This window comes from uncultured Kluyvera sp. (assembly GCF_902485085.1).
Lineage (GTDB): Bacteria > Pseudomonadota > Gammaproteobacteria > Enterobacterales > Enterobacteriaceae > Kluyvera > Kluyvera ascorbata.
Genome location: NZ_CABTJS010000076.1, coordinates 1 through 19,741 on the forward strand (window position 1 = coordinate 1; position 19,741 = coordinate 19,741).

The 19,741-nt window shown below is 60.1% G+C and carries 21 protein-coding genes, 3 tRNA genes and 1 riboswitch; of the genes, 5 read left to right on the forward strand and 19 right to left on the reverse strand.

Annotated features, from left to right (window positions below):
- The first annotated feature begins 18 nt into the window (after window positions 1-18).
- From RDN66_RS08530 to RDN66_RS08540, 3 genes are all read left to right on the forward strand, one after another.
- Window positions 19-95 (forward strand) — tRNA-Met (locus tag RDN66_RS08530).
- 48 nt (window positions 96-143) lie between these two features.
- Window positions 144-220, forward strand: a tRNA-Met gene (locus RDN66_RS08535).
- Between the two features lie 44 nt (window positions 221-264).
- Window positions 265-341 (forward strand) — tRNA-Met (locus tag RDN66_RS08540).
- 95 nt (window positions 342-436) lie between these two features.
- On the opposite strand, the gene RDN66_RS08545 is transcribed toward RDN66_RS08540, so the two are convergent.
- Genes RDN66_RS08545 through RDN66_RS08625 form a run of 17 tightly spaced genes read right to left on the reverse strand, consistent with a single transcriptional unit; the run spans window position 437 to window position 14,526 of the window.
- Window positions 437-1,954 carry a cobyric acid synthase gene (locus tag RDN66_RS08545; protein ID WP_202217264.1) on the reverse strand — a complete coding sequence of 506 codons (1,518 nt, stop codon included), beginning with the start codon at window positions 1,952-1,954 and terminating at the stop codon, window positions 437-439.
- The gene (locus RDN66_RS08550; RefSeq protein WP_308537778.1) at window positions 1,951-2,757 is read right to left on the reverse strand and encodes an energy-coupling factor ABC transporter ATP-binding protein; all 807 of its coding nucleotides are present in this window, start codon (window positions 2,755-2,757) and stop codon (window positions 1,951-1,953) included. Before RDN66_RS08550 ends, RDN66_RS08545 begins: the two co-directional genes overlap by 4 nt.
- Before the next feature lie 8 nt (window positions 2,758-2,765).
- Window positions 2,766-3,443 (reverse strand): energy-coupling factor ABC transporter transmembrane protein, encoded by a 678-nt coding sequence (locus RDN66_RS08555; RefSeq protein ID WP_202218064.1) that lies wholly within the window; start codon window positions 3,441-3,443, stop codon window positions 2,766-2,768.
- Entirely contained in the window at window positions 3,430-3,711 is a 282-nt protein-coding gene (locus tag RDN66_RS08560) for an energy-coupling factor ABC transporter substrate-binding protein (RefSeq protein WP_035895318.1), read from the reverse strand. The genes RDN66_RS08555 and RDN66_RS08560 overlap by 14 nt, the downstream gene beginning before the upstream one ends.
- Before the next feature lies 1 nt (window position 3,712).
- On the reverse strand, window positions 3,713-4,450 hold the full coding sequence (gene cbiM / locus RDN66_RS08565) for a cobalt ECF transporter S component CbiM (protein ID WP_202217262.1): 738 nt from the start codon (window positions 4,448-4,450) through the stop codon (window positions 3,713-3,715).
- Window positions 4,447-5,160: a cobalt-factor II C(20)-methyltransferase gene (locus RDN66_RS08570; protein ID WP_202217261.1), complete on the reverse strand. Its 714-nt coding sequence runs from the start codon at window positions 5,158-5,160 to the stop codon at window positions 4,447-4,449. Before RDN66_RS08570 ends, cbiM begins: the two co-directional genes overlap by 4 nt.
- Window positions 5,157-5,936, reverse strand: coding sequence for a sirohydrochlorin cobaltochelatase (locus RDN66_RS08575; RefSeq protein ID WP_202217260.1), 780 nt, complete (start codon window positions 5,934-5,936; stop codon window positions 5,157-5,159). Before RDN66_RS08575 ends, RDN66_RS08570 begins: the two co-directional genes overlap by 4 nt.
- Window positions 5,933-6,733: a cobalt-precorrin-6A reductase gene (locus RDN66_RS08580; protein WP_202217259.1), complete on the reverse strand. Its 801-nt coding sequence runs from the start codon at window positions 6,731-6,733 to the stop codon at window positions 5,933-5,935. The genes RDN66_RS08575 and RDN66_RS08580 overlap by 4 nt, the downstream gene beginning before the upstream one ends.
- Window positions 6,730-7,455, reverse strand: coding sequence for a precorrin-3B C(17)-methyltransferase (locus RDN66_RS08585; RefSeq protein ID WP_202217258.1), 726 nt, complete (start codon window positions 7,453-7,455; stop codon window positions 6,730-6,732). The genes RDN66_RS08580 and RDN66_RS08585 overlap by 4 nt, the downstream gene beginning before the upstream one ends.
- A complete protein-coding gene (gene cbiG / locus RDN66_RS08590) occupies window positions 7,449-8,510 on the reverse strand; it encodes a cobalt-precorrin 5A hydrolase (RefSeq protein WP_202217257.1) in 1,062 nt (353 codons plus the stop codon). Before cbiG ends, RDN66_RS08585 begins: the two co-directional genes overlap by 7 nt.
- Window positions 8,491-9,264, reverse strand: coding sequence for a cobalt-precorrin-4 methyltransferase (locus tag RDN66_RS08595; protein ID WP_035895333.1), 774 nt, complete (start codon window positions 9,262-9,264; stop codon window positions 8,491-8,493). The genes cbiG and RDN66_RS08595 overlap by 20 nt, the downstream gene beginning before the upstream one ends.
- Window positions 9,257-9,826, reverse strand: a complete 570-nt coding sequence (locus RDN66_RS08600) for a decarboxylating cobalt-precorrin-6B (C(15))-methyltransferase (protein WP_202217256.1) — start codon at window positions 9,824-9,826, stop codon at window positions 9,257-9,259. The genes RDN66_RS08595 and RDN66_RS08600 overlap by 8 nt, the downstream gene beginning before the upstream one ends.
- Window positions 9,816-10,421 (reverse strand): cobalt-precorrin-7 (C(5))-methyltransferase, encoded by a 606-nt coding sequence (locus RDN66_RS08605; RefSeq protein WP_202217255.1) that lies wholly within the window; start codon window positions 10,419-10,421, stop codon window positions 9,816-9,818. Before RDN66_RS08605 ends, RDN66_RS08600 begins: the two co-directional genes overlap by 11 nt.
- Complete coding sequence (cbiD, locus tag RDN66_RS08610; protein ID WP_202217254.1) at window positions 10,415-11,554, reverse strand: cobalt-precorrin-5B (C(1))-methyltransferase CbiD; 1,140 nt, start codon at window positions 11,552-11,554, stop codon at window positions 10,415-10,417. The genes RDN66_RS08605 and cbiD overlap by 7 nt, the downstream gene beginning before the upstream one ends.
- The gene (locus RDN66_RS08615) at window positions 11,551-12,186 is read right to left on the reverse strand and encodes a cobalt-precorrin-8 methylmutase (RefSeq protein ID WP_202217253.1); all 636 of its coding nucleotides are present in this window, start codon (window positions 12,184-12,186) and stop codon (window positions 11,551-11,553) included. Before RDN66_RS08615 ends, cbiD begins: the two co-directional genes overlap by 4 nt.
- Window positions 12,187-12,196: 10 nt before the next feature.
- A complete protein-coding gene (gene cbiB, locus RDN66_RS08620) occupies window positions 12,197-13,156 on the reverse strand; it encodes an adenosylcobinamide-phosphate synthase CbiB (protein ID WP_202217252.1) in 960 nt (319 codons plus the stop codon).
- Window positions 13,153-14,526: a cobyrinate a,c-diamide synthase gene (locus RDN66_RS08625; RefSeq protein ID WP_202217251.1), complete on the reverse strand. Its 1,374-nt coding sequence runs from the start codon at window positions 14,524-14,526 to the stop codon at window positions 13,153-13,155. Before RDN66_RS08625 ends, cbiB begins: the two co-directional genes overlap by 4 nt.
- 95 nt (window positions 14,527-14,621) lie before the next feature.
- Window positions 14,622-14,800, reverse strand: a riboswitch (cobalamin riboswitch).
- 133 nt (window positions 14,801-14,933) lie between these two features.
- Here RDN66_RS08625 and RDN66_RS08630 point away from each other — a divergent pair.
- The gene (locus tag RDN66_RS08630) at window positions 14,934-15,803 is read left to right on the forward strand and encodes an L-threonine kinase (protein WP_202217250.1); all 870 of its coding nucleotides are present in this window, start codon (window positions 14,934-14,936) and stop codon (window positions 15,801-15,803) included.
- Here RDN66_RS08630 and cobD read toward each other — a convergent pair.
- Window positions 15,788-16,864: a threonine-phosphate decarboxylase CobD gene (gene cobD / locus RDN66_RS08635; protein WP_202217249.1), complete on the reverse strand. Its 1,077-nt coding sequence runs from the start codon at window positions 16,862-16,864 to the stop codon at window positions 15,788-15,790. The genes RDN66_RS08630 and cobD overlap by 16 nt on opposite strands.
- A 6-nt stretch (window positions 16,865-16,870) precedes the next feature.
- Window positions 16,871-18,121, reverse strand: coding sequence for an N-acetylmuramoyl-L-alanine amidase AmiC (gene amiC, locus RDN66_RS08640; protein ID WP_035895349.1), 1,251 nt, complete (start codon window positions 18,119-18,121; stop codon window positions 16,871-16,873).
- Between the two features lie 228 nt (window positions 18,122-18,349).
- Between amiC and argA the strand changes: the two genes are divergently transcribed.
- Window positions 18,350-19,681 carry an amino-acid N-acetyltransferase gene (argA, locus tag RDN66_RS08645; protein ID WP_035895350.1) on the forward strand — a complete coding sequence of 444 codons (1,332 nt, stop codon included), beginning with the start codon at window positions 18,350-18,352 and terminating at the stop codon, window positions 19,679-19,681.
- Window positions 19,682-19,741 lie beyond the last annotated feature (60 nt).

Sequence of the window (19,741 nt, forward strand, 5' to 3'; positions counted from 1 at the left end):
ATAGTGCGCATCCACGGACGCGGGGTGGAGCAGCCTGGTAGCTCGTCGGGCTCATAACCCGAAGGTCGTCAGTTCAAATCTGGCCCCCGCAACCAATTAAAATCAGAAGCAGTAACGTTGCTCGATGGAAGAGTAATGACGGACGCGGGGTGGAGCAGCCTGGTAGCTCGTCGGGCTCATAACCCGAAGGTCGTCGGTTCAAATCCGGCCCCCGCAACCAATTAAAATCTGATGCAAGTTTACTCGATGAAGAGTAAAGACGGACGCGGGGTGGAGCAGCCTGGTAGCTCGTCGGGCTCATAACCCGAAGGTCGTCGGTTCAAATCCGGCCCCCGCAACCAATTAAAATGACACCCGTGTGGGTGTTTTTTTTTGCCTGTTGTTCAGCTCTCGCTGCCAATCTACGCCACCCTTTCGAATGGCGCATACCCGTAAACTACGCTTCTTGATGCTCGCGCATAATCGTATAAATCTTTTCGATATCAATATGCTGGCGCATTGACCCCGCCAGAATATCAAACTGCTGCGTCTTATAGCGCGCATAGTGAAAATCACCGTCCAGCGCTGCCAGCCCTTTACGCTCACGCAGGCCGTTGACCAGCGTACGGGTAAATTCATCGCTATCAAACAGGCCGTGAAGATAGGTGCCCAAAACCAGCCCGTCCTCACTGACCGCGCCATCCGCGCTGTACTGGCCGTTTTTACACAGCTGCATCAGCGCACGACCGTCGTCTGACGGCGTGGTTTCACCCATATGAATTTCATAGCCGCGCAGCGGCAGACCAGAGACCGGCGCCAACCAGCCCGGTAGCGCATCGCCGAGCGTCGCGGTGGCCTGCGTGGTGGTTTTCGTCGGCGCAAAGCGCGTCACCACGTTCAGCAGCCCTAAACCGGGCAGCGTGCCCAGCCCCGACTCCACGTCATCGATGAGCGTATCACCCAACATCTGATAGCCGCCGCAGATACCCAGCACCGGCACGCCCTGACGCTGCGCCAGTAAAATCCCGTGCGCCAGCCCGCTATCCTGCAACCACAGCAAGTCGCCCAGCGTATTTTTACTGCCGGGCAGGATAATCAGGTCAGCGCCGGACAAATCTTCCGCATGACGGATATAGCGCACTCGCACATCCGGCTGCGCCGCCAGCGCGTTGAAGTCGGTAAAGTTAGAGATATGCGGCAGCTGCACCACCGCCACGTCAATCTCGTAAGCCCCCGCGTGGCGGTATTTGCCCTTTTGCAGCGCCACGCCGTCTTCATCTTCCAGGTCAACTTCCAGCCACGGCATCACGCCCAGCACCGGCACATGAGTCAGCGCTTCAATCTGTTCAATACCAGAGTGCAGCAACGCCACGTCGCCGCGAAACTTATTGATAATCACCCCTTTCACCCGCGCCCGCTCATGCTCGTGCAGCAGCGCTAGAGTGCCGTAGATAGCGGCAAACACGCCTCCGCGATCGATATCGGCCACCAGAATCACCGGACACTGTGCCATCTCGGCCATGCCCATATTGACGATATCGCGGTCGCGCAGGTTAATCTCCGCCGGGCTGCCCGCCCCTTCCAGCACCAGCACGTCAAACTCGCTCGCCAGGCTCTGGTAGACCGCCATGATCTGCTCGCGCAGACGAGGCTTGTAGTCGTGATAGCTGACGGCATCCATGCTGGTTGCCACCTCACCCATCAGCACTATCTGCGCTTTGCGGTCGCTGGTTGGCTTAAGCAGAATCGGGTTCATCCGCACATCCGGCGCAATGCCCGCCGCTTCGGCCTGGAAAATCTGCGCGCGGCCCATCTCTTTGCCGTCCGGCGTAATGCCGGAATTGAGCGCCATATTCTGCGATTTAAATGGCGCGGTGCGCAGGCCATCCTGATAGAAAATGCGGCACAGCCCCGCCACCAGCATACTTTTGCCAACATCAGAGGCGGTGCCTTGCAGCATTATGGCCTGGGTCATCGATTTCCTCGTTCACGCATCTGACGGAAAAACTCGGTCTCAGTTTTACACAGCGGCAGCCCCAGCTCCGCATGCAGCTTCACCAGCCACGGCTGGCTCAGCCCCGCTTGTTCAATCAGCTCGGTACGGGCAAACACCTCGCCCGGCTCGCCCTCAGCCAGCACTTCGCCGTGGCGCAGCACGTATACCGCGTCGCTAACTTCATAAATTAAATCAATATCGTGGCTGGAAATCACCACATGATTTCCCTGCGCCACGATGCGTTTGATGATATCGATCATCTGCGCACGCCCGGACGGGTCCAGCCCGGCGGTCGGTTCATCCAGCAGCAGGTAGCGCGCCTGTAATACCAGCGCACCGGCAATCGCCACCCGCTTTTTCTGCCCGTGGCTGAGACACTGAATCGGCTGCTGACGGAAGTGCTGGGCATCAACCAGCGTCAGCGCGTCGTCTACCCGGCGGGCAATTTCCGCTTCCGGAACGCCCAGATTACGCAGACTAAAGGCGATATCGCTATCAATATCGGTGTAGAAAATCTGCTGGTCCGGGTCCTGGAATACGGTCGCCACCTGCTGGCGCAGCGCCAGCAGCCCGCGCTTACTGTAGTCCAGCGGTTTGCCCTGCCACAGCACCGCGCCATGCTGAGGGCGCAGCAGCCCGCTGAGGTTCATAAACAGCGTCGATTTTCCGCAGCCGTTCGCCCCAACGAGGCCGGTGACGGCCTGGCGCGAGAAGTCCAGCGTCAGCCCTTTAAGCGTCGGTTCCTGCTGGTAGCGAAACCAAAGGTCAGTGGTAGCCAGCATGGCGTTCCTTAGAGGTGAAAATCACCCTGATACAGTTTGATATCCAGTACGGTACTCATCTGCTGATAGCGGAGTAAAACGCGCGTAAACAGCAGGCTGACCAACATTGCCAGCGAGCGGTAGCCCAGACGGACGTTGCGATAACCAAAGCGCAGCGTCTGCGCCCGGTGGATCGCCATCGCCTCGTCCAGCAGGATAAAGATAAAGCGCCAGGTCAGCAGGATCTGTTCGATCAACAGGCGCGGCACCCGTCCGCGTTTGAGCAGCACGATAAGCTGCGGGAACGGCAGATTCAACACCAGCCAAAAGGTCGCGGATAATGCGGCCAGGCTGCGCCAGAAGGTCGCGTTGGCGGTCGCAAGCCCGGCGGCGGTGACGCCGAGCGAGAACGAACCCAGCGGCACGCTCACCAGCAGCGCGTGCGGGTCGCGGCTGAAGCTAAAAACAATCGTCACCACGCCTACCAGCAGAAAGCCCAGCGGCAGCGCCATCCAGCGAAGCCAGCGCCATAGAGAGATACGCAGCAGCCAGCAGGTAAAACCCGCCGTCAGCGCCATCAACAGCGCCTGCCCGAGCGGCGGCAGGCTAAAGGCCAGCGCCATCATCAGCAGCCAGAGCAGAAACTTTCTCTCTGGCTGCACGTGAAACCAGCGGCTTTGGTAACTCAGCCTATCAAGCCCGGTCATCATGGCGCTGGCGGCCCTTGTAGTAGCCGAGAATGTAGAAAATCACCGCCGCGCCGAGGGAGCCCTGCAGGGTAAACAGCAGGCTTTCAATTTCACCGCTTGCCGGTTCATAGAGCGGCTGGAACCAGGGTTTGTAGCCTGGATCAACGGCGGTAATTACGCCTTCAGCCTGATCGTCAGAACCACCGTATTCGCCGCCATGGTTGATAAAAAACGGCAGGATAACCAGCGCAATCACCATCGCCAGCAGGATTAATGTCTTTTTCATCTTAGCGCCCCTCAGTGGCGATCAGCTGTCGCTTGGTTAACTGGTCGTAGATCATCACCGTCAGCAAGCCTTCGGCAATGGCGATAGGAACCTGAGTCAGGCAGAAGATCCCCATAAATTTCAGGCTCGATCCCACAAAGCCCGCCTGCGGATCCGGGAAGGCCACGCCCAACTGGAGAGAGGTGACAAAGTAGGTCGCCAGGTCCGCCAGCATGGCGCACAGGAACACCGATACATCGCGGCGGAACCCGGCCTTACAGGCCATCTTCCACACCAGATAGCCGACGATTGGCCCAATTACCGCCATCGACATGCCGTTAGCGCCAAGCGTCGTCAGGCCACCGTGAGCCAGCAGCAGCGCCTGGAACAGCAGCACGATAGCGCCGAGAATAGCCACTACGCCCGGTCCAAACAGGATAACCGCCAGCCCCACGCCGGTCGGGTGCGAGCAGCTCCCGGTGACGGACGGGATCTTCAGCGCCGAGAGTACGAAGATAAACGCCCCGCACAGCGCCAGCAGCACCTTCTGGTTACTGTCTTCCTGCACGATGCGGCGCAGGCGAACCAGCCCGTACCACAGGCACGGCAGAAACAGCACCCACCAGGCCAGCGCCCACATCGGCGGCAGGAAGCCTTCCATGATGTGCATCGCAAAGGCCTCTTGCGGTACCACCAGCAGCAGTATCGCCGCCGCTAATCCACTGAGCGATAACCGCTTCAGCTGTTGTTCCAGTTTCATTTTCCTTGCTCCCACTGTTTATTGACCAAAATGGTCGAAAAATAAGGTAATGGCAGGCCATCATCGACATCGCCTAAATGCCGCCAGCACTGCTCACCTGGCAGCGTCGCCTCGGCCATCAACAGCGCGTTATCCAGCAGTCCTGCCTTTGCCAGCAGCGCTTTGATGCGCGGAAAACGACCATAGACTTTCATCAGCACCAGGCTGTCGTGCTGCGCCAGCGCGCGTTCAATCTCGTCTTCCGGCGCGGTGCAGGCGACCACCGCCAGCGACTGCTGCTCCATCGCCAGCGGCGTTTTGCTGCGCGCGGCAATGGCGGCGAACGAGGTCACGCCGGGCACAATCTCCAGCCACTCAGGGCTGCCGATGCGCTGGAGTAAAAAGACCCAGGTGCTGAACAGCATCGCATCGCCGAGGGTGATAAAGCCGACGTTTTTCCCGGCTTCCACTTCGCGCACCAGCGCCGCCGAAACGTCATCCCAGACGGCCTCTTTTTCGGCGCTGTCGGCGCTCATCGGGAAGTGGCAGCAGCGTACTTCGGTCTGTTCGCCGAGGTATTCGCGCACGATAGAGAGCGCCAGGCTGTCGCCGCCTTTGCGCCCTGCCGGGGCGTAAAGAATATCCAGCGATCCCAGAATGCGCGCCGCACGAACGGTAATCAGGTCAGACGCGCCCGGCCCGGTGCTCAGGGCATACAGTTTGCCGCTCATGCTGCCTCCAGAGACTGCTGTAAATGCGCAACAAACATGGCGCGCACCACCGGATTTTCGCCCAGCCCGCACAGCCACGGCGTGGCCGGAATGCCCGCCGCGTTAAACAGCGTCTTCCACGAGTCGTCTTCGTCGGAGGCCATATCGTTGATGGCGTGGTCGCCCGCCACCAGCATCAACGGCATCAGGTGTACGGCGCTGACGCCCTCTTTGCTCATGCTCTCAATCAGCACCTCCACCTCCGGGTAGCTCTCCACCGCGCCGACCCGCGCCGGGAAGCGCTGGGCGGTCATCATATGGTCGAGGCAGGCGTAGGCGGCAAAGGCGTGGTGGCTCGCGCCGTGGCCCATAAACACTACCTTTTCGTTGGCGTTCAGCGCGGGCATTTGTTGAGTGAGCGCCTCCATCAGACGCACGTAGTCATCGTGGCCGCTCAGCAGCGGCGTGCCGAGGGTCAGGCGTTTGAACAGCGGGCGCAGGCTCTGCACTTCGCGGGCAATTTTCTCGTACTCGTCACCGTTGATGATGTGCAGCGACTGAACCGCCACATCGTCATAGCCGAGGTCAGCAAGCTTTTGCAGCGCCTCAAGCGGCGTATCGGTATCAATGCCGTCGCGGGCTTTCAGCTTGCGGATAATCATGCCCGAGGTAAAGGCGCGGAACAGGTCACGATCGGGGCAGCTGGCTGCCAGTTCGCGTTCACAGGCGACAATATTCTTCTCGCAGGTATCGTGGTAGCTGGTACCGAAGCTCACCACCAATAGGGCTTTTTTCATGCTTGATTCCTTTTGTCGTCGGCCAACCAGCGCGCTAAGCGCTCGGCAAAGGCGGACTGACTTTCCAGTAGTTCGTCGCCGGACACCAGCGGTGCCGGGCGGGTAATCACGATGCAGGGAAGTCCGGCATCCAGGCAGGGCTGAACCTTCTCCTGATAGCCGCCTTCCGCGCCGGAGGCTTTAGTCACCACCACGTCGGCGCGGCAGTGACGGTAAAACGCGGCGTTAAATTCCGCGCTGAACGGCGCGCAGAGGGCAAAAACCTCGCCCACGCCAAAGCCGAGGTCGGCGCACTGCTGCACCACGTTCGGCACCGGCAGCACGCGGGCCAGCAGCGTTTTTTCCGGCAGCCCGGCGCGCCACAGCGCCAGATCTTTGCTGCCGGTGGTCAGCAGCACGCGCTGGCCTAACGGTTTGATCCGTTCACAGGCTTCATCAATGCCGGTGACGTAGTGCAGCAGCGGGTGCGTCAGTTCATCCAGTTGGTCCGGGCGCTGGTAGCGGCTCAGCAGGACACCCGCTTGTGCACAGGCATCCAGCACGTTGCGGCTGACCGCTTCGGCATACGGGTGCGACGCATCAATCACCCAGCGCGTGTTGTGTTCACGAAGCCAGGCGACCATCGCTTCCCGCTCCAGACGACCGCAGCGCACCTGCCCCTGAATATCGCCCGCCAGCGCTTCGCCGGTGGGCGTCGCCACCGATACGGTGTAGTGCACCTGCGCGGCATCAAGCTGTAGGCAAAGCGCACGCGCATCGCTGGTGCCGCCCACCACCAGCACGTCACCGAAACTCACAGCACGTAGCCTCTAGGCGTGATCATCAGGCCATCCTGCACATAGGTGGTTTTGTTGCCGACGATGACCAGGCTCGTCATGTCCACCGGTTCAAAATCCATCGCGCCGAGCGTAGTGAGCCATTTTTCCTGCTTTTTACGCCCCGCTGATTTCACTACGCCCACCGGCGTATCGGCGCTTTTAACGGCGGAAAGCAGTTCAAAGGCGCGCGCCAGATGCCCTTCGCGGCCCCGGCTGCGCGGGTTGTAGAAGCAGATAACGAAGTCGGCTTCCCCGGCGGCGACAATACGTTTTTCAATCACCGGCCACGGGGTGAGCAGGTCGCTCAGGCTGATATGGCAGAAGTCGTGCATCAGCGGCGCGCCCAGCAGCGAGGCCGCAGCAATGCTGGCGGTCATGCCCGGGATCAGGCGCACTTCCACGTCCAGCTTCTGTTTGCTAACCAGCTCCAGTACCAGCCCCGCCATGCCGTAAATGCCCGCGTCGCCGCTGCTAATCAGCGCCACGTTGTGCCCCGCCTGCGCCATCTCAATCGCCGCCTGACAGCGTTCAATCTCTTTGCACATCCCGGTTTTGATCACCTGCTTATCGCCGGTAAAGGCCTTCACCAGGTGGGTATAGGTTTTGTAGCCGACGACGATTTCCGCCGCCTGCAGCGCCTCGACGGCTTCCATGGTCATCATGGCCTGCGAGCCAGGGCCGATTCCAATTACGCTTAACATCTGTCAGTGACTCCCAAAGTGATGGTGACGCCCTGTTCACGCAGGGTCTCGCCTAATAGATTTCCGTTGCTCATCCGCCACGCCGACGGACCAGAAACGCTGCCCACCCCGACCGTTTGCTTCACAAACAGCGAGGAGGGAAAACGGTGTTCGTGCTCGCACAGAGCGGCCACGCTAAAAATTTCAAACGGCACATCGAGGTTGCTGGCGAGTTGAATCAGCCCCAGTTCATCCTGCTTCACCACGATGCTGCCGATGGCTTTCAGCGCCAGCGGGTCGAGGTGATGCGCGGCAAACTGACGGTGGAGCCGTTCGCTTATCAGCGCGCAGGGCGTTCCGCGGCGACAACCGATGCCTGCCACAATGCGCCGTGGCACCAGCTTCCAGTGCGGCAATGGCAGCTCCGGCAGCGTATCGCGCAGGGTGATACACACCAGCGCGTCCAGTGGCGGGAGCGCGTTCAGGTCGGTTACGGTGATAAATCCGCGTCGGTCACAGCGGCTGACTTCATCCGTTAGCGATTCATCCCACCACAGCCCCACCCGCTGCTGGCTGACCAGCATCTGATTGACGGTTTTCACCGCCGAGCGGAAGTCGTACATCCGCGCGTTGAGCTGACAGGCCAGCGTATCGAGCGCCGCCACGTCGTTAACGTCTGTGGCGGTAGTGATAACCGGGTCAACGCCGAGAATGCCCGCCAGATGCCGGGCGAGGTTGTTCGCCCCGCCGATATGCCCGGAGAGCAGGCTGATCACGTGCTGGCCGCGTTCATCTATCACCACCACCGCCGGGTCGTGGAATTTATCCACCAGCAGCGGTGCGAGCGTGCGCACCGCAATCCCGGTTGCACCGATAAAAATCAGCGCCGTATCGCGATGAAATGCCTGGCCGACGCTGGCAGAAAAGCCACCGTCAAACGGCAGAAATCCCGGCTCCACCAGCCCTTCGCGGGTATAGCAGGTCATCGGCAGTGCGGCGCTAAGCCGTTTTGCCAACGCCACGCCACCGGGGGTCAGGCAGAACAGCGCAATGCGCTCAGGCTTTGCGGTATTCATGGCTAAAATCTGCGGCGTAAAGGCGCGAGTAGTGGTATTCCTCACCGAGAAAATCTCCGACCAGGATCAGCGCCGTTTTACGGATATCGGCGTCGCGCACTTTATCGGCGATATCCAAAAGCGTGCCGCGTACGGTCTGGCTCTCGGGCCAGGTGGCTTTGTAAATCACCGCCACCGGCGTGGTCGCCGGGTAGCCGCCGTCAATCAGCCGCTCGGCGACTTTGTTGATCCGCTGTACGGAGAGGTAAATCGCCATTGAGGTGCGATGCTGGGCAAAGGATTCCAGCTGTTCGCGCTCTGGCACCGGCGTACGCCCTTCCAGGCGAGTGATGATGAGGCTTTGCGAGACTTCCGGTACCGTGTACTCGACGCCCAGCTCCGCCGCCGCGCCGAGAAACGCGCTGACGCCCGGCACCACCTGCCAGTCAATGCCGCGACGGGTCAGTTCTTCGCCCTGCTCGCGCACCGAGCCGTACAGCGACACATCGCCGGTTTGCAGGCGCACCACCGTTTTTCCAGCCTTTACGCCCGCTTCCATCAGGTCGAGGATTTGCTCAAGATGCAGCTCGGCGCTGTCGTGGCACTCGGCTTCCGCCGGACAGTAACTCAGCAGTTCGGGGTTAATCAGCGAACCGGCGTAAATCACCACCTGCGCCTGTTGCAGCAGGCGGTAGCCTTTCAGGGTGATAAGCTCGCGGTCGCCGGGACCGGCGCCCACAAACCAGACGCTGCGGGGGTCAAAGGCTTCAGCCATGATGTTCTTCCTTCTGGCAGGCGATAACAAAAACGGGATTATTCGGTTTGAAGTAGTGGCCGCTGCCGAGCGCGGTCATTGCGGAAACGCTCAATTGCTGGCAGTCCAGCGTCGTGACGTTGGTCTGGCGCAGATGCTCCAGCGCCTCATGCAGGTTCTCCTGCAAAATAAAGGTCATCACCAGCCGTCCGCCGGGGCGAAGATGGTGCAACGACCAGTCAATCAGCGCCCGCAGATGGCCGCCGCTGCCGCCCATAAAGATGGCGTCGGCGGGCTCAACGCTAACGTCAGGCGCTTCGGCCGCGACCACGTTGATATTGCCGCAGGCAAAGCGCTGGCAGTTTTCCGCCAGCAGGCGTAGCGCCGCCGGGTTGCGCTCAACGGCGGTAACGGCAAGCGTCGGGTTTTGCAGCGCCGCCTCAATGGAGACGCTACCGGTTCCGGCCCCGATATCAATCAGGTGGCTGGCCCGATGCAGCTCCAGCTTCGACAGCGCCAGCGCGCGCACCGCCTCTTTGGTCATCGGCACTTTTTCGCCGCGTAAAAACAGCTCATCTTTCATCGAGGATCACCACCGTGTTCATCTCATAGTCGCTCTCCACGGCGCTAACCGGCAGCCAGTGGATGCGTTCGTTGTCCTGCGCCAGGTTTTCGCCAATCACCATCCAGCGGTGTCCCTTACCGCGCGCCACCAGTTCGGCGGCGATGGCTTTCGGGCCGCAGCGTTTGTCGGTGACCATCGCCACCTTGCGGTGGCTCGCCAGCATGTCGAAATCCACCTCGCGCCCGTGGCTACTGGTCAGCCACATGTCGTTCATATCAATGCCCGCCTGCGCGCACAGGTATTGCACGGCGCTGACGCCGGGGATCACCCGCACGTTTTCACGGCCAAAATGGGCGATAAGCCGCGTGCCGATGCCGTAAAACAGCGGGTCGCCGGAGGCCAGCACCACCACGTTTTGCGCCTGTCGCGCCTCAATCCACGCCAGCACCTGGGGAATATTGGCGCCCAGCGGGCAGCGTTCACCGCCAAACTCCGGAAACTGCGCCAGATGGCGCACGCCGCCAACCAGCGCATTGGCTTGTTTCACCGCCTCCACGGCCAGCGGCGTCATCAGCTGTACGCCCGCCGGGCCCATTCCGACAACGGTTAACATTGCATGTCCTTGACGATCTCGTTGACCGAGCGGTTGCTGCCGAGGATCTGGTTATCAAAGGCGAACATGATGGCATCGCAGATGGGCGGATTTTGCGTGAAGCGCAGCCGCTCCAGCACGCGCTGGCAGATGCGCTCGGCCAGGTGGTTGTAGATTTTCTGGAAGCCGTAAGCGTCAATATGTTCCATTGCCGCTTCGGTGGTGTCGCACTCGCTCACCAGAGTGAGCAGTTCAAGCGGCGCGCCGAGCAGAGCCAGATGGGCTACCAGCGTCTCCATGCGCCCGTCGGCGATATGGCTGTGGGTGTGGAAAATCCCGGCGGCGATTTTGACTAGCTTGCCGGGGTGGCCAATCAGCACAATCTGGCGAAAGCCAAGGCGCACTGACTCTTCAATCATGTAGCCGACGAAGTTGCTCATGGTGACCACCACCTGCGAGTCAATGCCCATCTGCTCGCGTACGAAGCGCTCTCCGTGGTTGCCCGGTACCAGCACCACGCGCTCCAACCCGGCGGCACGTTTCATCTCCAGTTCCAACGCCAGCGATCGTTTCCAGCTCTCTTCCGACATCGGCGTCACGATGCCGGTGGTGCCAATAATCGAAATGCCGCCCAGAATGCCCAGCCGCGCGTTATAGGTTTTCTTCGCTCGCTCTTCGCCCTCTGGGGCAAAAATCTCCACCTCTGCGCCGCGCGCCGGGCCGATGGCTTCACGAACGGCGGTTTCAATGGTGTGTCGCGGGGTACGATTAATCGCCGCGCTGCCGATGGGCAACCCGATGCCTTTGCGGGTAACGGTGCCAACACCTTCGCCGCCGCGCAGGGTAATCTCGCCGCTGTCATTGACGGTGACGCGAGCAAAAATCAGCATCCCGTGGGTGGCGTCGATATCATCGCCACCGTCTTTGCGGATGGCGGCAATACCCTGCTGGCCTTCGACGTGCGGGGATTCGACATTCAGGTTTAGCGTCACGCCCGACGGCGTGACAATCGAGACCTGGTGAATCAGGTGCTGGCGCATCACCATCAGCGCGGCGACTTTCGCCGCCGCCGTGGCGCAGGAGCCGGTGGTGTAGCCTTTGCGCAGCGCTTTGCCGTTATGCCACACCGGAGCGTCGAAGGCGGGTTCGCTCATCGCGCCCCCTGCAGATGGTAGAGAATGGCGTTGACGATCGCCGCAGCGACATTGCTGCCGCCTTTACGCCCCAGCGCGGCAATGCCCGGCAGGCTGCTTTTACTCAGCGCCTCTTTGGATTCTGCCGCGCCGACGAACCCGACCGGCACGCCAATCACCCCGCCGACCTCCAGCGCTTTATGCTCCATCAGGCGGAATAGCGCGGTTGGCGCATTGCCGAAGACGAACACTTTGTCGCCCTCTTCTTTGGCGGCAATGTCCACCGCCGCCATCGAGCGGGTAATGCCCTGCGCTTTGGCCTCGCGCACGACGCGCGGGTCGCTGATGTAGCAGCGGCACTCGCCGCCGAAGGTGGCCAGCAGGTTTTTGTTGATGCCGGAAAGTGCCATGGTGGTGTCGGTGTAGAGCGTGCACGGGCGGCTCAGCGCGTCGCACAGGCGGGTTAATGCATCCGGCGAGAACCACAAAATATCCAGCCACTCGAAGTCGGCGGTGGTGTGGATCACCCGTTTGATAATCGCTTCGTGCAAGGGACTTGCGAAGCGATACTCCGGGCGCGTTTGCGCGATAATCTCGCTGATAATCTCGAAGCTTTTGCTCTCAATCGCTTGCGGTTGCTGGATATAGTTCATGCAGTGCTCCTCAGGCCGCGCCGATAAGCCAGAACCTGACCGCCATAAACAGCAGCAGGGCCAGCGTTGACGCTACCCACATCAGTCGAATCGTTCGGGAAATATCATCAATGGCAATGGGGCGATGCTCGTCGCCAATCCACGGCTTGTTCACCCGCTCGCCAAAATAGTCGTTAGGGCCGCCAAGACGGATGCCCAGCGCCCCGGCGACGGTCGCTTCAGACCAGGCGCAGTTGGGGCTGCTGTGGTTTTTACGATCGCGCCAGCCAATATGCAGCGCGCGCGCGCCGTTATCGCGGCAGATAAAGGCGGCAAGGCCAATCAGCAGCCAGCTCAGACGAGCGGGAATGAAGTTCGCCACGTCGTCGAGACGTGCGCTGACCATGCCAATTGCCCGGTATTTTTCGTGCTTGTAGCCCACCATCGAGTCGAGGGTGTTCACCGCTTTGTAGGCCATCGCCAGCGGCGCACCGCCGAGCAACAGAAAGAAGAGCGGCGCGATAATGCCGTCAACGGTGTTTTCCGCCACCGTCTCTACCACCGCACGGTTGATCTGTTCCGGCTGTAGCTGTGAGGTATCGCGCCCGACAATCCACGATAGCTTGATACGGCTTTCGGCAAGGTCGCCTGCCCGCAGCGGACGTTCGACCGCCTGCGCCGACTGCGCCAGGCAGCGCCCGGCCAGCACCGTGAAAATCATCCACACTTCAACGCCAAAACCTAGCCACGGGTGTACGCTCGCGGCGAGGTGCAACACGCCCCAGGCAACGGCGTAAGTCAGCCCCACGACCGCCAGCAACATCACCCCGCCGCCAATACGCAGCGCAAGGTCGGAATGGCACACTCTGCGCACCGCGCGCTGCACGGCGTTAATCAGGTTGCCTATCCAGCGCACCGGATGCGGCCAGCTGTGCGGGTCGCCGATGATGAAATCAAGCACCCAGGCCAGGCACCAGGCCAGCAGCGTCATTGGGCGCTCCTTGCGGCGGCAAACCAGTGGTTCAGCATCGACGGGTTCTGAGCAAAGTGGAGGTGCAGGTAGCTGGCAAAGGTATTCCCGCGCTGCCAGCCACCGGTCCACTGCTGGAGCACCGCGCCGTCGCGGGTTTTACGACACGCCATCACTGCGGGGAGCTGGGCGGTAAAATCGGAGTAGTGGAATTCGTGGCCGCGCAGCACTTCGCCGGGGGCAGCGAGCAACGTTGGCTGCTGCGCCTGCGCTTCGCAGTAGCCAAAGCGGGTCAGCCGGGATCCCATTTTGCTGTGGCCGGGCAGAATATCGGCCATCGCGTAGGTATCACCGTTCTTATCTTCCAGCGTGGTGCCAAGGTACATCAGGCCGCCGCATTCGGCGTAAATCGCCACGCCGCGCTCGTGCGCCGCGCGTAGCTGCGTCAGCATTGACTGGTTATCTGCGAGAGCACGGGCGTGCAGTTCCGGATAGCCACCGCCGAGCCAGATCATCTGGCAGTCGGGGAGCGCCTCGTCATGCAGCGGGCTAAAACGCACAATCTTCACGCCAGCGCGCACCAGCAGTGCCAGATTGTCCGGGTAGTAGAAGTTGAAGGCTTCATCGTCGGCGAGTGCCAGGGTCAACCCGTCTCCGCAAAGCGGCTCCTGCGGCCACTGACCGGCGGGCAGCGCATGAAGTTCAGTGAGTTCAAGTAACCTGCCGATATCCAGCGTGCGCGAAAGCGTTGCCGCAAAATCCTGCCACGGTTGCTTATCAATCGCGGATTCACTGGCGGTCACCAGCCCCAGATGGCGTTCGGGCAGCGCCACGCCTTCCGCGCGCGGCACGTAGCCCAGCACCGGCAGCGCGCAGTAGCGTTCAATGGCGCTTTTCAGTAGCTGGAAATGGCTCTCGCTGTTGACGCGGTTAACGATAACGCCCGCGATATTGAGGCTCGGGTCGAAGTGCTGAAAGCCCATTACCGTGGCGGCAATGGAGGTGGATACCGCTTTACCGTCGACCAGCAAAATCACCGGGCAGCCTAGCTGTTTGGCCATCGCGGCGCTGCTGCAATAGTTAGGGTCGGTGCCGTAGCCGTCATAGAGGCCCATCACGCCTTCAATGACGGCGATATCGGCCTGCTGCATATGTTCGCTGAACAGCGCATTGAGGATGGCGGTGGGTAGCATGAATGCATCGAGGTTGCGGGAGGCAACGCCGCACAGCGCGGTATGCCAGCCGGTATCGAGGTAGTCCGGCCCCACTTTATAGGGCTGCACCCGCAGGCCGCGCTGCTGAAGCAGCGTCAGCAGGCCGAGCGTTACCGTGGTTTTACCACAGCCGCTACCGGTGCCGGCGAGAACGAATGCATGCTGTCTGGCTGCCATACCCTGACCCTATTCAGGGTGGAACTTGGGTATAGCCGTGCGTGCGCCCAGTCCGGAGACTGTGCGACTCAAAGCAACCCGCTTCCCACCGAAGCTGTTGAAATAAACCAACAGGCAGGTCTTCTGGCTCAGCGTCATCCTCACCCGGCCTTCCCGATCGGTCGATCAGTGGTCAATACGGGGTCGTCAGCATTACAGCAGCGGGGGCTGCGGAGGATTTACACCTCCTTCCCTGGCATATTATCGATGCCAAACCTGTTGATTGCAGATTTATGCCGACACGATGGCCGACATAAAATAAAAGCAGGTTACTCTAGCGCCCCGGTAAAATGATTTCGTTGCGCTGTGACAATACCGGTATATTTATTTACGGTAGTGATATTTTGAAACACAAGGCAAGGGAAATCATGAGCGTTGCGCGCTGTCCAGGCTCCTGCGGAGAGCTGATTCAGGGCTGGATTCTTGGCAGTGAAAAGCTGGTCTCCTGCCCAATAGACTGGTACAGCACGGTGGAAGTCCGTCGGGGAACGCCGCGCCTTGATGAGCGCCAGCTTACGCGCCGCATGGTGGATACGCTACTGGCTCACTGGGATTATCCCCTAGCGATGAGCAAGACGCTGCGCATTGAAGTGGACTCGACGCTACCGATCGCCAAAGGGATGGCAAGCAGCACCGCCGACCTTGCCGCCACGGCGCTCGCCACCGCAATGCATTTGGGGCATTCACTGAGTGAATCTGAACTCGCCGCGCTTTGTGTCTCCCTTGAGCCAACGGACAGCACCCTGTTCCGCTCGCTAACGCTGTTCGACCACCTTCATGCCCGCACGCAGATTGCCTGTGCGCCCGCACCTGAGTTTGATCTGCTGGTGCTGGAAAGCCCGCGCGTTCTGCGAACCGCCGACTACCATCGCCAGCCCCGCGAAGCCGCGCTCAGGACTCACGCCAGCACGCTGGCGCAAGCATGGGAAAACCTACAGACGGCCTGCGAAAGCAACAGCGCTAGCCTGCTGGGAGAAGCCGCGACGCTCAGCGCCGTCGCCAGCCAGACGCTGCTGCCAAAGCCGGGCTTTGACACGCTGCTGACGCTGGTTGAAAGCTGTGGGTTATACGGTCTGAACGTCGCGCACAGCGGCAGCGTGGTCGGGCTGATGCTCGACCGGCGTCGTCATGATGTGGAGTATGTGAAATGGTCGCTGGCGCAATGCGGGCTCTCCGAACGCTGGCCGCAGCAGCACCTGCTAAAAGCGGTGGCCGGCGGGGTTCAGCCCAGCACCTGATGCAGCGCGTCCAGCAACTGCTGATTTTCCGCCGCGCCGCGAATCGCCACGCGGAAATAGCGCTCGTCCAGCCCCGGATAATTGGCACAGCTGCGGATTAAAATCCGCCGTTGCAGCAGCGCATATTGCAACTCAACCTCCGCGCGTTCACAGCGCAGAAACAGATAGTTAGCCCTGCCCGGATAGATCTTCAACCCCGGCATATTCTCCAGCGCGCGATAAAACCGTGTCCCTTCCTCATCAAGCCATCGCCATGTGCGCTGCTGATACTCATGGTCGTTCAGCACGATTTCCCCGGCCAACGCCGCAAAAGCGTTGATAGACCACGGCATCTGATGCCTTCGCAGCCGCGCCACCGCCTGCGCATCGCCGTTGAGCAAATACCCCAGACGCAAACCGGGAATAGCGTAAAACTTGGTTAGCGAGCGCAGCACCCAGATATGTGGGTTTTGCGCGAGCAGCGGAATAAACCCCTGTTCACCAGGAATAAAATCGAGAAAGGCTTCGTCGAGGATAAGCTGAATATTCAGCGTGTTGCAGCGTTCGGCAACCGCCAGCAGCAGCGCACGTTCCGGTAGCAGCCCGGTCGGGTTGTTTGGCGTGCAGAGAAACAGGCAGTCCAGTTCAGGGGTTAGCGCATCAAGCAGGCGGGAGGTGAGCTGCCAGCCGTCCGCTTCGCGAAGTGCAAAGGTTGCAATCTCGCAATCGATGGTTTCCAGCGCCCGGCGATATTCGGCAAAGCCCGGGGCCACCACCATCGCCCGCTTAGGCTTCAGGCCGTGGACGAGAGTGAAAATCGACTCAGTTTCACCGTTACCCGCCAGGCACCACGCCGCAGGCACGCCGTGATGCGCCGCCAGCGCCTGATGCAGCTGCTGGTAGTCAACGTCCGGGTAACGCTCCGCGCAGGAGAGCTGGGCAACAATAGCCTGCTTCAGGCTTTCGGGCATGCCCAGCGGATTGATGTTCGCACTGAAGTCCAGCAGTTGGTCGGCGGTCAGGCCCATCAGCGCCGCCGCTTCGCGCGTGTTGCCGCCGTGGGCGCTTTTCAGCCGTGACATCGCCGATTACCCGCGCCGCGCCAGCGTCGCGCCGTCGGCAAAGTAGGCTTTGATCCCGGCGAGAATAGATTCAGCCACTTCCTGCTGGAAAGTCGCAGTCTTGAGCTTGCGCTCCTCTTCAACGTTACTGATAAACGCCGTTTCGACGAGGATCGACGGAATATCCGGTGCTTTCAGCACCGCAAATCCGGCCTGCTCCACTTGGTTTTTATGCAGGTCGTTCACCTGCCCCAGCTTTTTCAACACCGCTTTACCAAACTTCAGGCTGTCAGCGATGGTCAGCGACTGCACCATATCGAACATGGTATGGTCGACGTAGCGGTCGCCGCTCTTGCTCACACCACCGATTAAGTCCGAGGCGTTCTGGGTTTGAGCAAGGTATTTTGCCGCGGTACTGGTGGCCCCTTTGGTCGACAGGGCAAACACCGATGAGCCGCTCGGCTGGCGGCTGGTAAACGCATCCGCATGAATAGAGACAAACAGGTCGGCACGCTGCTTCTGGGCTTTCGCCACGCGCACCTTCAGCGGAATAAAGATATCTTCGTTGCGCGTCATGTAGGCTTTCATGTTGCCTTCTTTTTCAATCAGCGCGCGCAGGCGACGGGCAATTTGCAGCACCACGTCTTTCTCCCGCGTTTTGTATTTACCCACCGCGCCGGAGTCTTCGCCGCCGTGGCCGGGGTCAAGCATGATAACAATTGGACGGTCGCGCCCGGCTTTGCCAGGCTGCGGGCCGCTTTGCGACGGCGGTACCTGCTTTTCCAGGTCGCCTTTGTTGTAGTCTTCCAGCAGCGCCAGCAGCGGGTCCTGCTGCTCTTTACTGCTGGCAGGATAGAGATCCATCACCAGACGTTCTTTAAACTCTGCCACCGGTGCAAGGGCAAACAGCTGCGGCTTCACGTCCTGCTTCAGCTCAAACACCATACGCACCGTTTGCGGATCGAACTGCCCTACGCGCGCAGATTTAATGAAAGGGTCGTCGCTGCGGATCTGCGCGCCCATGCCTTTCAGCACCGAGTTCAGGTTCACCCCCTCGAGGTCAACCACCAGGCGATCAGGATTGCTCAACGCAAACTGTCGATACTTGAGCTCACGGCTGGACTCCACCGTCACGCGCGTGTAGCTGGACGCAGGCCATATGCGCACCGCCACCACCTGACTGACGGCAGCTAACCCGACCTGACTCACGCTTAACAACCACATGGCGCCGGCACCTTGTAGCAGGCGACGACGGCTCAAAGACTGACTTCCCGACATGCTCCATCCCAGGCAAAAAAATGAATCAAAGAATTCGCATAATACGATTGACCGGAAACTGTAACTAAAGCCGCATAAACTGTCATCTATAAAAGGGTAAACATTCGTTGAATCAGTGAAATTTGGCCGGAGTTTTTCCAATGTTTAAGCAAATTGCGGCTTGCGTTTCCGCTAAAAACAGAATAAAAATACATTAATTACGAATAATCATGCATTGAGGGTTGTGCCGTGGTGAAGGAACGTAGAACCGAACTGGTAGAGGGGTTTCGCCATACCGTCCCCTATATTAACGCCCACCGGGGGAAGACGTTTGTCATCATGCTTGGCGGCGAAGCCATTGAGCATGAAAACTTTTCCAGCATCGTCAACGATATTGGCCTGCTGCACAGTCTAGGCATTCGTCTGGTGCTGGTCTATGGCGCGCGCCCGCAAATCGACGCGAATCTGGCCGAACATCACCATGAGCCAACCTACCACAAACATATTCGCGTGACGGATACGAAAACCCTGGAGCTGGTGAAGCAAGCCGCGGGCCTGCTGCAGCTGGATATTACCGCCCGCCTGTCGATGAGCCTGAATAACACCCCGCTGCAGGGCGCGCACATCAACGTGGTCAGCGGTAACTTTATTATCGCTCAGCCGCTGGGCGTCGACGACGGTATCGACTACTGCCATAGCGGGCGTATTCGCCGTATTGATGAAGAAGCCATTCACCGCCAGCTCGACAGCGGCGCTATCGTGCTGATGGGCCCGGTCGCCGTTTCCGTTACCGGTGAGAGCTTTAACCTGACTTCGGAAGAGATTGCTACCCAGCTCGCCATTAAGCTGAAGGCCGAGAAGATGATCGGCTTCTGCTCCTCGCAGGGCGTGTTTAACGAAGCGGGTGACATTATCTCCGAGCTGTTCCCGAACGAAGCACAGGCACGCATTGAAGAGCTGGAAAAAGAAGGCGACTACCTTTCCGGCACCGCGCGTTTCCTGCGCGGCGCGGTAAAAGCCTGCCGCAGCGGCGTACGTCGCTGCCACCTTATCAGCTATCAGGAAGACGGCACGCTGTTACAGGAGCTGTTCTCCCGCGACGGTATCGGTACGCAGATTGTCATGGAAAGCTCCGAGCAAATTCGCCGGGCAACCATCAACGATATTGGCGGTATTCTGGACCTGATCGCACCGCTGGAGCAGCAGGGTATTCTGGTGCGCCGCTCCCGCGAACAGCTGGAGATGGAGATCGATAAATTCACGATTATTCAGCGTGATAACACCACGATCGCCTGTGCCGCACTTTATCCTTTCCCGGAAGAGAAAATTGGTGAGATGGCCTGCGTGGCGGTACATCCAGATTACCGAAGTTCTTCACGCGGAGAAGTGCTGCTACAGCGGATTGCCTCCCAGGCGAAGCAGATGGGGCTTAACCATCTGTTCGTGCTGACGACGCGCAGCATTCACTGGTTCCAGGAGCGCGGGTTTAAGCCGGTGGACGTGGAGCTGCTGCCGGAGAGTAAGAAGCAGCTGTATAACTATCAGCGCCGGTCGAAGGTGCTGATGACGGATTTGGTGTAAGCGATATATTACGTAGCCCGGGCGAAGCGCTTGCGCTGACCCCGGGCTACACGAGGCACC

What these genes read in the sequence shown, in the direction of transcription:
- RDN66_RS08550 (WP_308537778.1), bottom strand. Translation starts at nt 2,757, where the DNA reads ATGCTGGCTACCACTGACCTTTGGTTTCGCTACCAGCAGGAACCGACG.
- cbiB (WP_202217252.1), bottom strand. Translation starts at nt 13,156, where the DNA reads ATGACGCTGCTGGCCTGGTGCCTGGCCTGGGTGCTTGATTTCATCATC.
- cbiM (WP_202217262.1), bottom strand. Translation starts at nt 4,450, where the DNA reads ATGAAACTGGAACAACAGCTGAAGCGGTTATCGCTCAGTGGATTAGCG.
- RDN66_RS08555 (WP_202218064.1), bottom strand. Translation starts at nt 3,443, where the DNA reads ATGACCGGGCTTGATAGGCTGAGTTACCAAAGCCGCTGGTTTCACGTG.
- RDN66_RS08570 (WP_202217261.1), bottom strand. Translation starts at nt 5,160, where the DNA reads ATGAGCGGCAAACTGTATGCCCTGAGCACCGGGCCGGGCGCGTCTGAC.
- RDN66_RS08630 (WP_202217250.1), top strand. Translation starts at nt 14,934, where the DNA reads ATGAGCGTTGCGCGCTGTCCAGGCTCCTGCGGAGAGCTGATTCAGGGC.
- cbiG (WP_202217257.1), bottom strand. Translation starts at nt 8,510, where the DNA reads ATGAATACCGCAAAGCCTGAGCGCATTGCGCTGTTCTGCCTGACCCCC.
- cbiD (WP_202217254.1), bottom strand. Translation starts at nt 11,554, where the DNA reads ATGAGCGAACCCGCCTTCGACGCTCCGGTGTGGCATAACGGCAAAGCG.
- cobD (WP_202217249.1), bottom strand. Translation starts at nt 16,864, where the DNA reads ATGTCACGGCTGAAAAGCGCCCACGGCGGCAACACGCGCGAAGCGGCG.
- RDN66_RS08600 (WP_202217256.1), bottom strand. Translation starts at nt 9,826, where the DNA reads ATGAAAGATGAGCTGTTTTTACGCGGCGAAAAAGTGCCGATGACCAAA.
- RDN66_RS08615 (WP_202217253.1), bottom strand. Translation starts at nt 12,186, where the DNA reads ATGAACTATATCCAGCAACCGCAAGCGATTGAGAGCAAAAGCTTCGAG.
- RDN66_RS08545 (WP_202217264.1), bottom strand. Translation starts at nt 1,954, where the DNA reads ATGACCCAGGCCATAATGCTGCAAGGCACCGCCTCTGATGTTGGCAAA.
- RDN66_RS08575 (WP_202217260.1), bottom strand. Translation starts at nt 5,936, where the DNA reads ATGAAAAAAGCCCTATTGGTGGTGAGCTTCGGTACCAGCTACCACGAT.
- RDN66_RS08595 (WP_035895333.1), bottom strand. Translation starts at nt 9,264, where the DNA reads ATGGCTGAAGCCTTTGACCCCCGCAGCGTCTGGTTTGTGGGCGCCGGT.
- amiC (WP_035895349.1), bottom strand. Translation starts at nt 18,121, where the DNA reads ATGTCGGGAAGTCAGTCTTTGAGCCGTCGTCGCCTGCTACAAGGTGCC.
- RDN66_RS08585 (WP_202217258.1), bottom strand. Translation starts at nt 7,455, where the DNA reads ATGTTAAGCGTAATTGGAATCGGCCCTGGCTCGCAGGCCATGATGACC.
- RDN66_RS08560 (WP_035895318.1), bottom strand. Translation starts at nt 3,711, where the DNA reads ATGAAAAAGACATTAATCCTGCTGGCGATGGTGATTGCGCTGGTTATC.
- RDN66_RS08625 (WP_202217251.1), bottom strand. Translation starts at nt 14,526, where the DNA reads ATGGCAGCCAGACAGCATGCATTCGTTCTCGCCGGCACCGGTAGCGGC.
- RDN66_RS08605 (WP_202217255.1), bottom strand. Translation starts at nt 10,421, where the DNA reads ATGTTAACCGTTGTCGGAATGGGCCCGGCGGGCGTACAGCTGATGACG.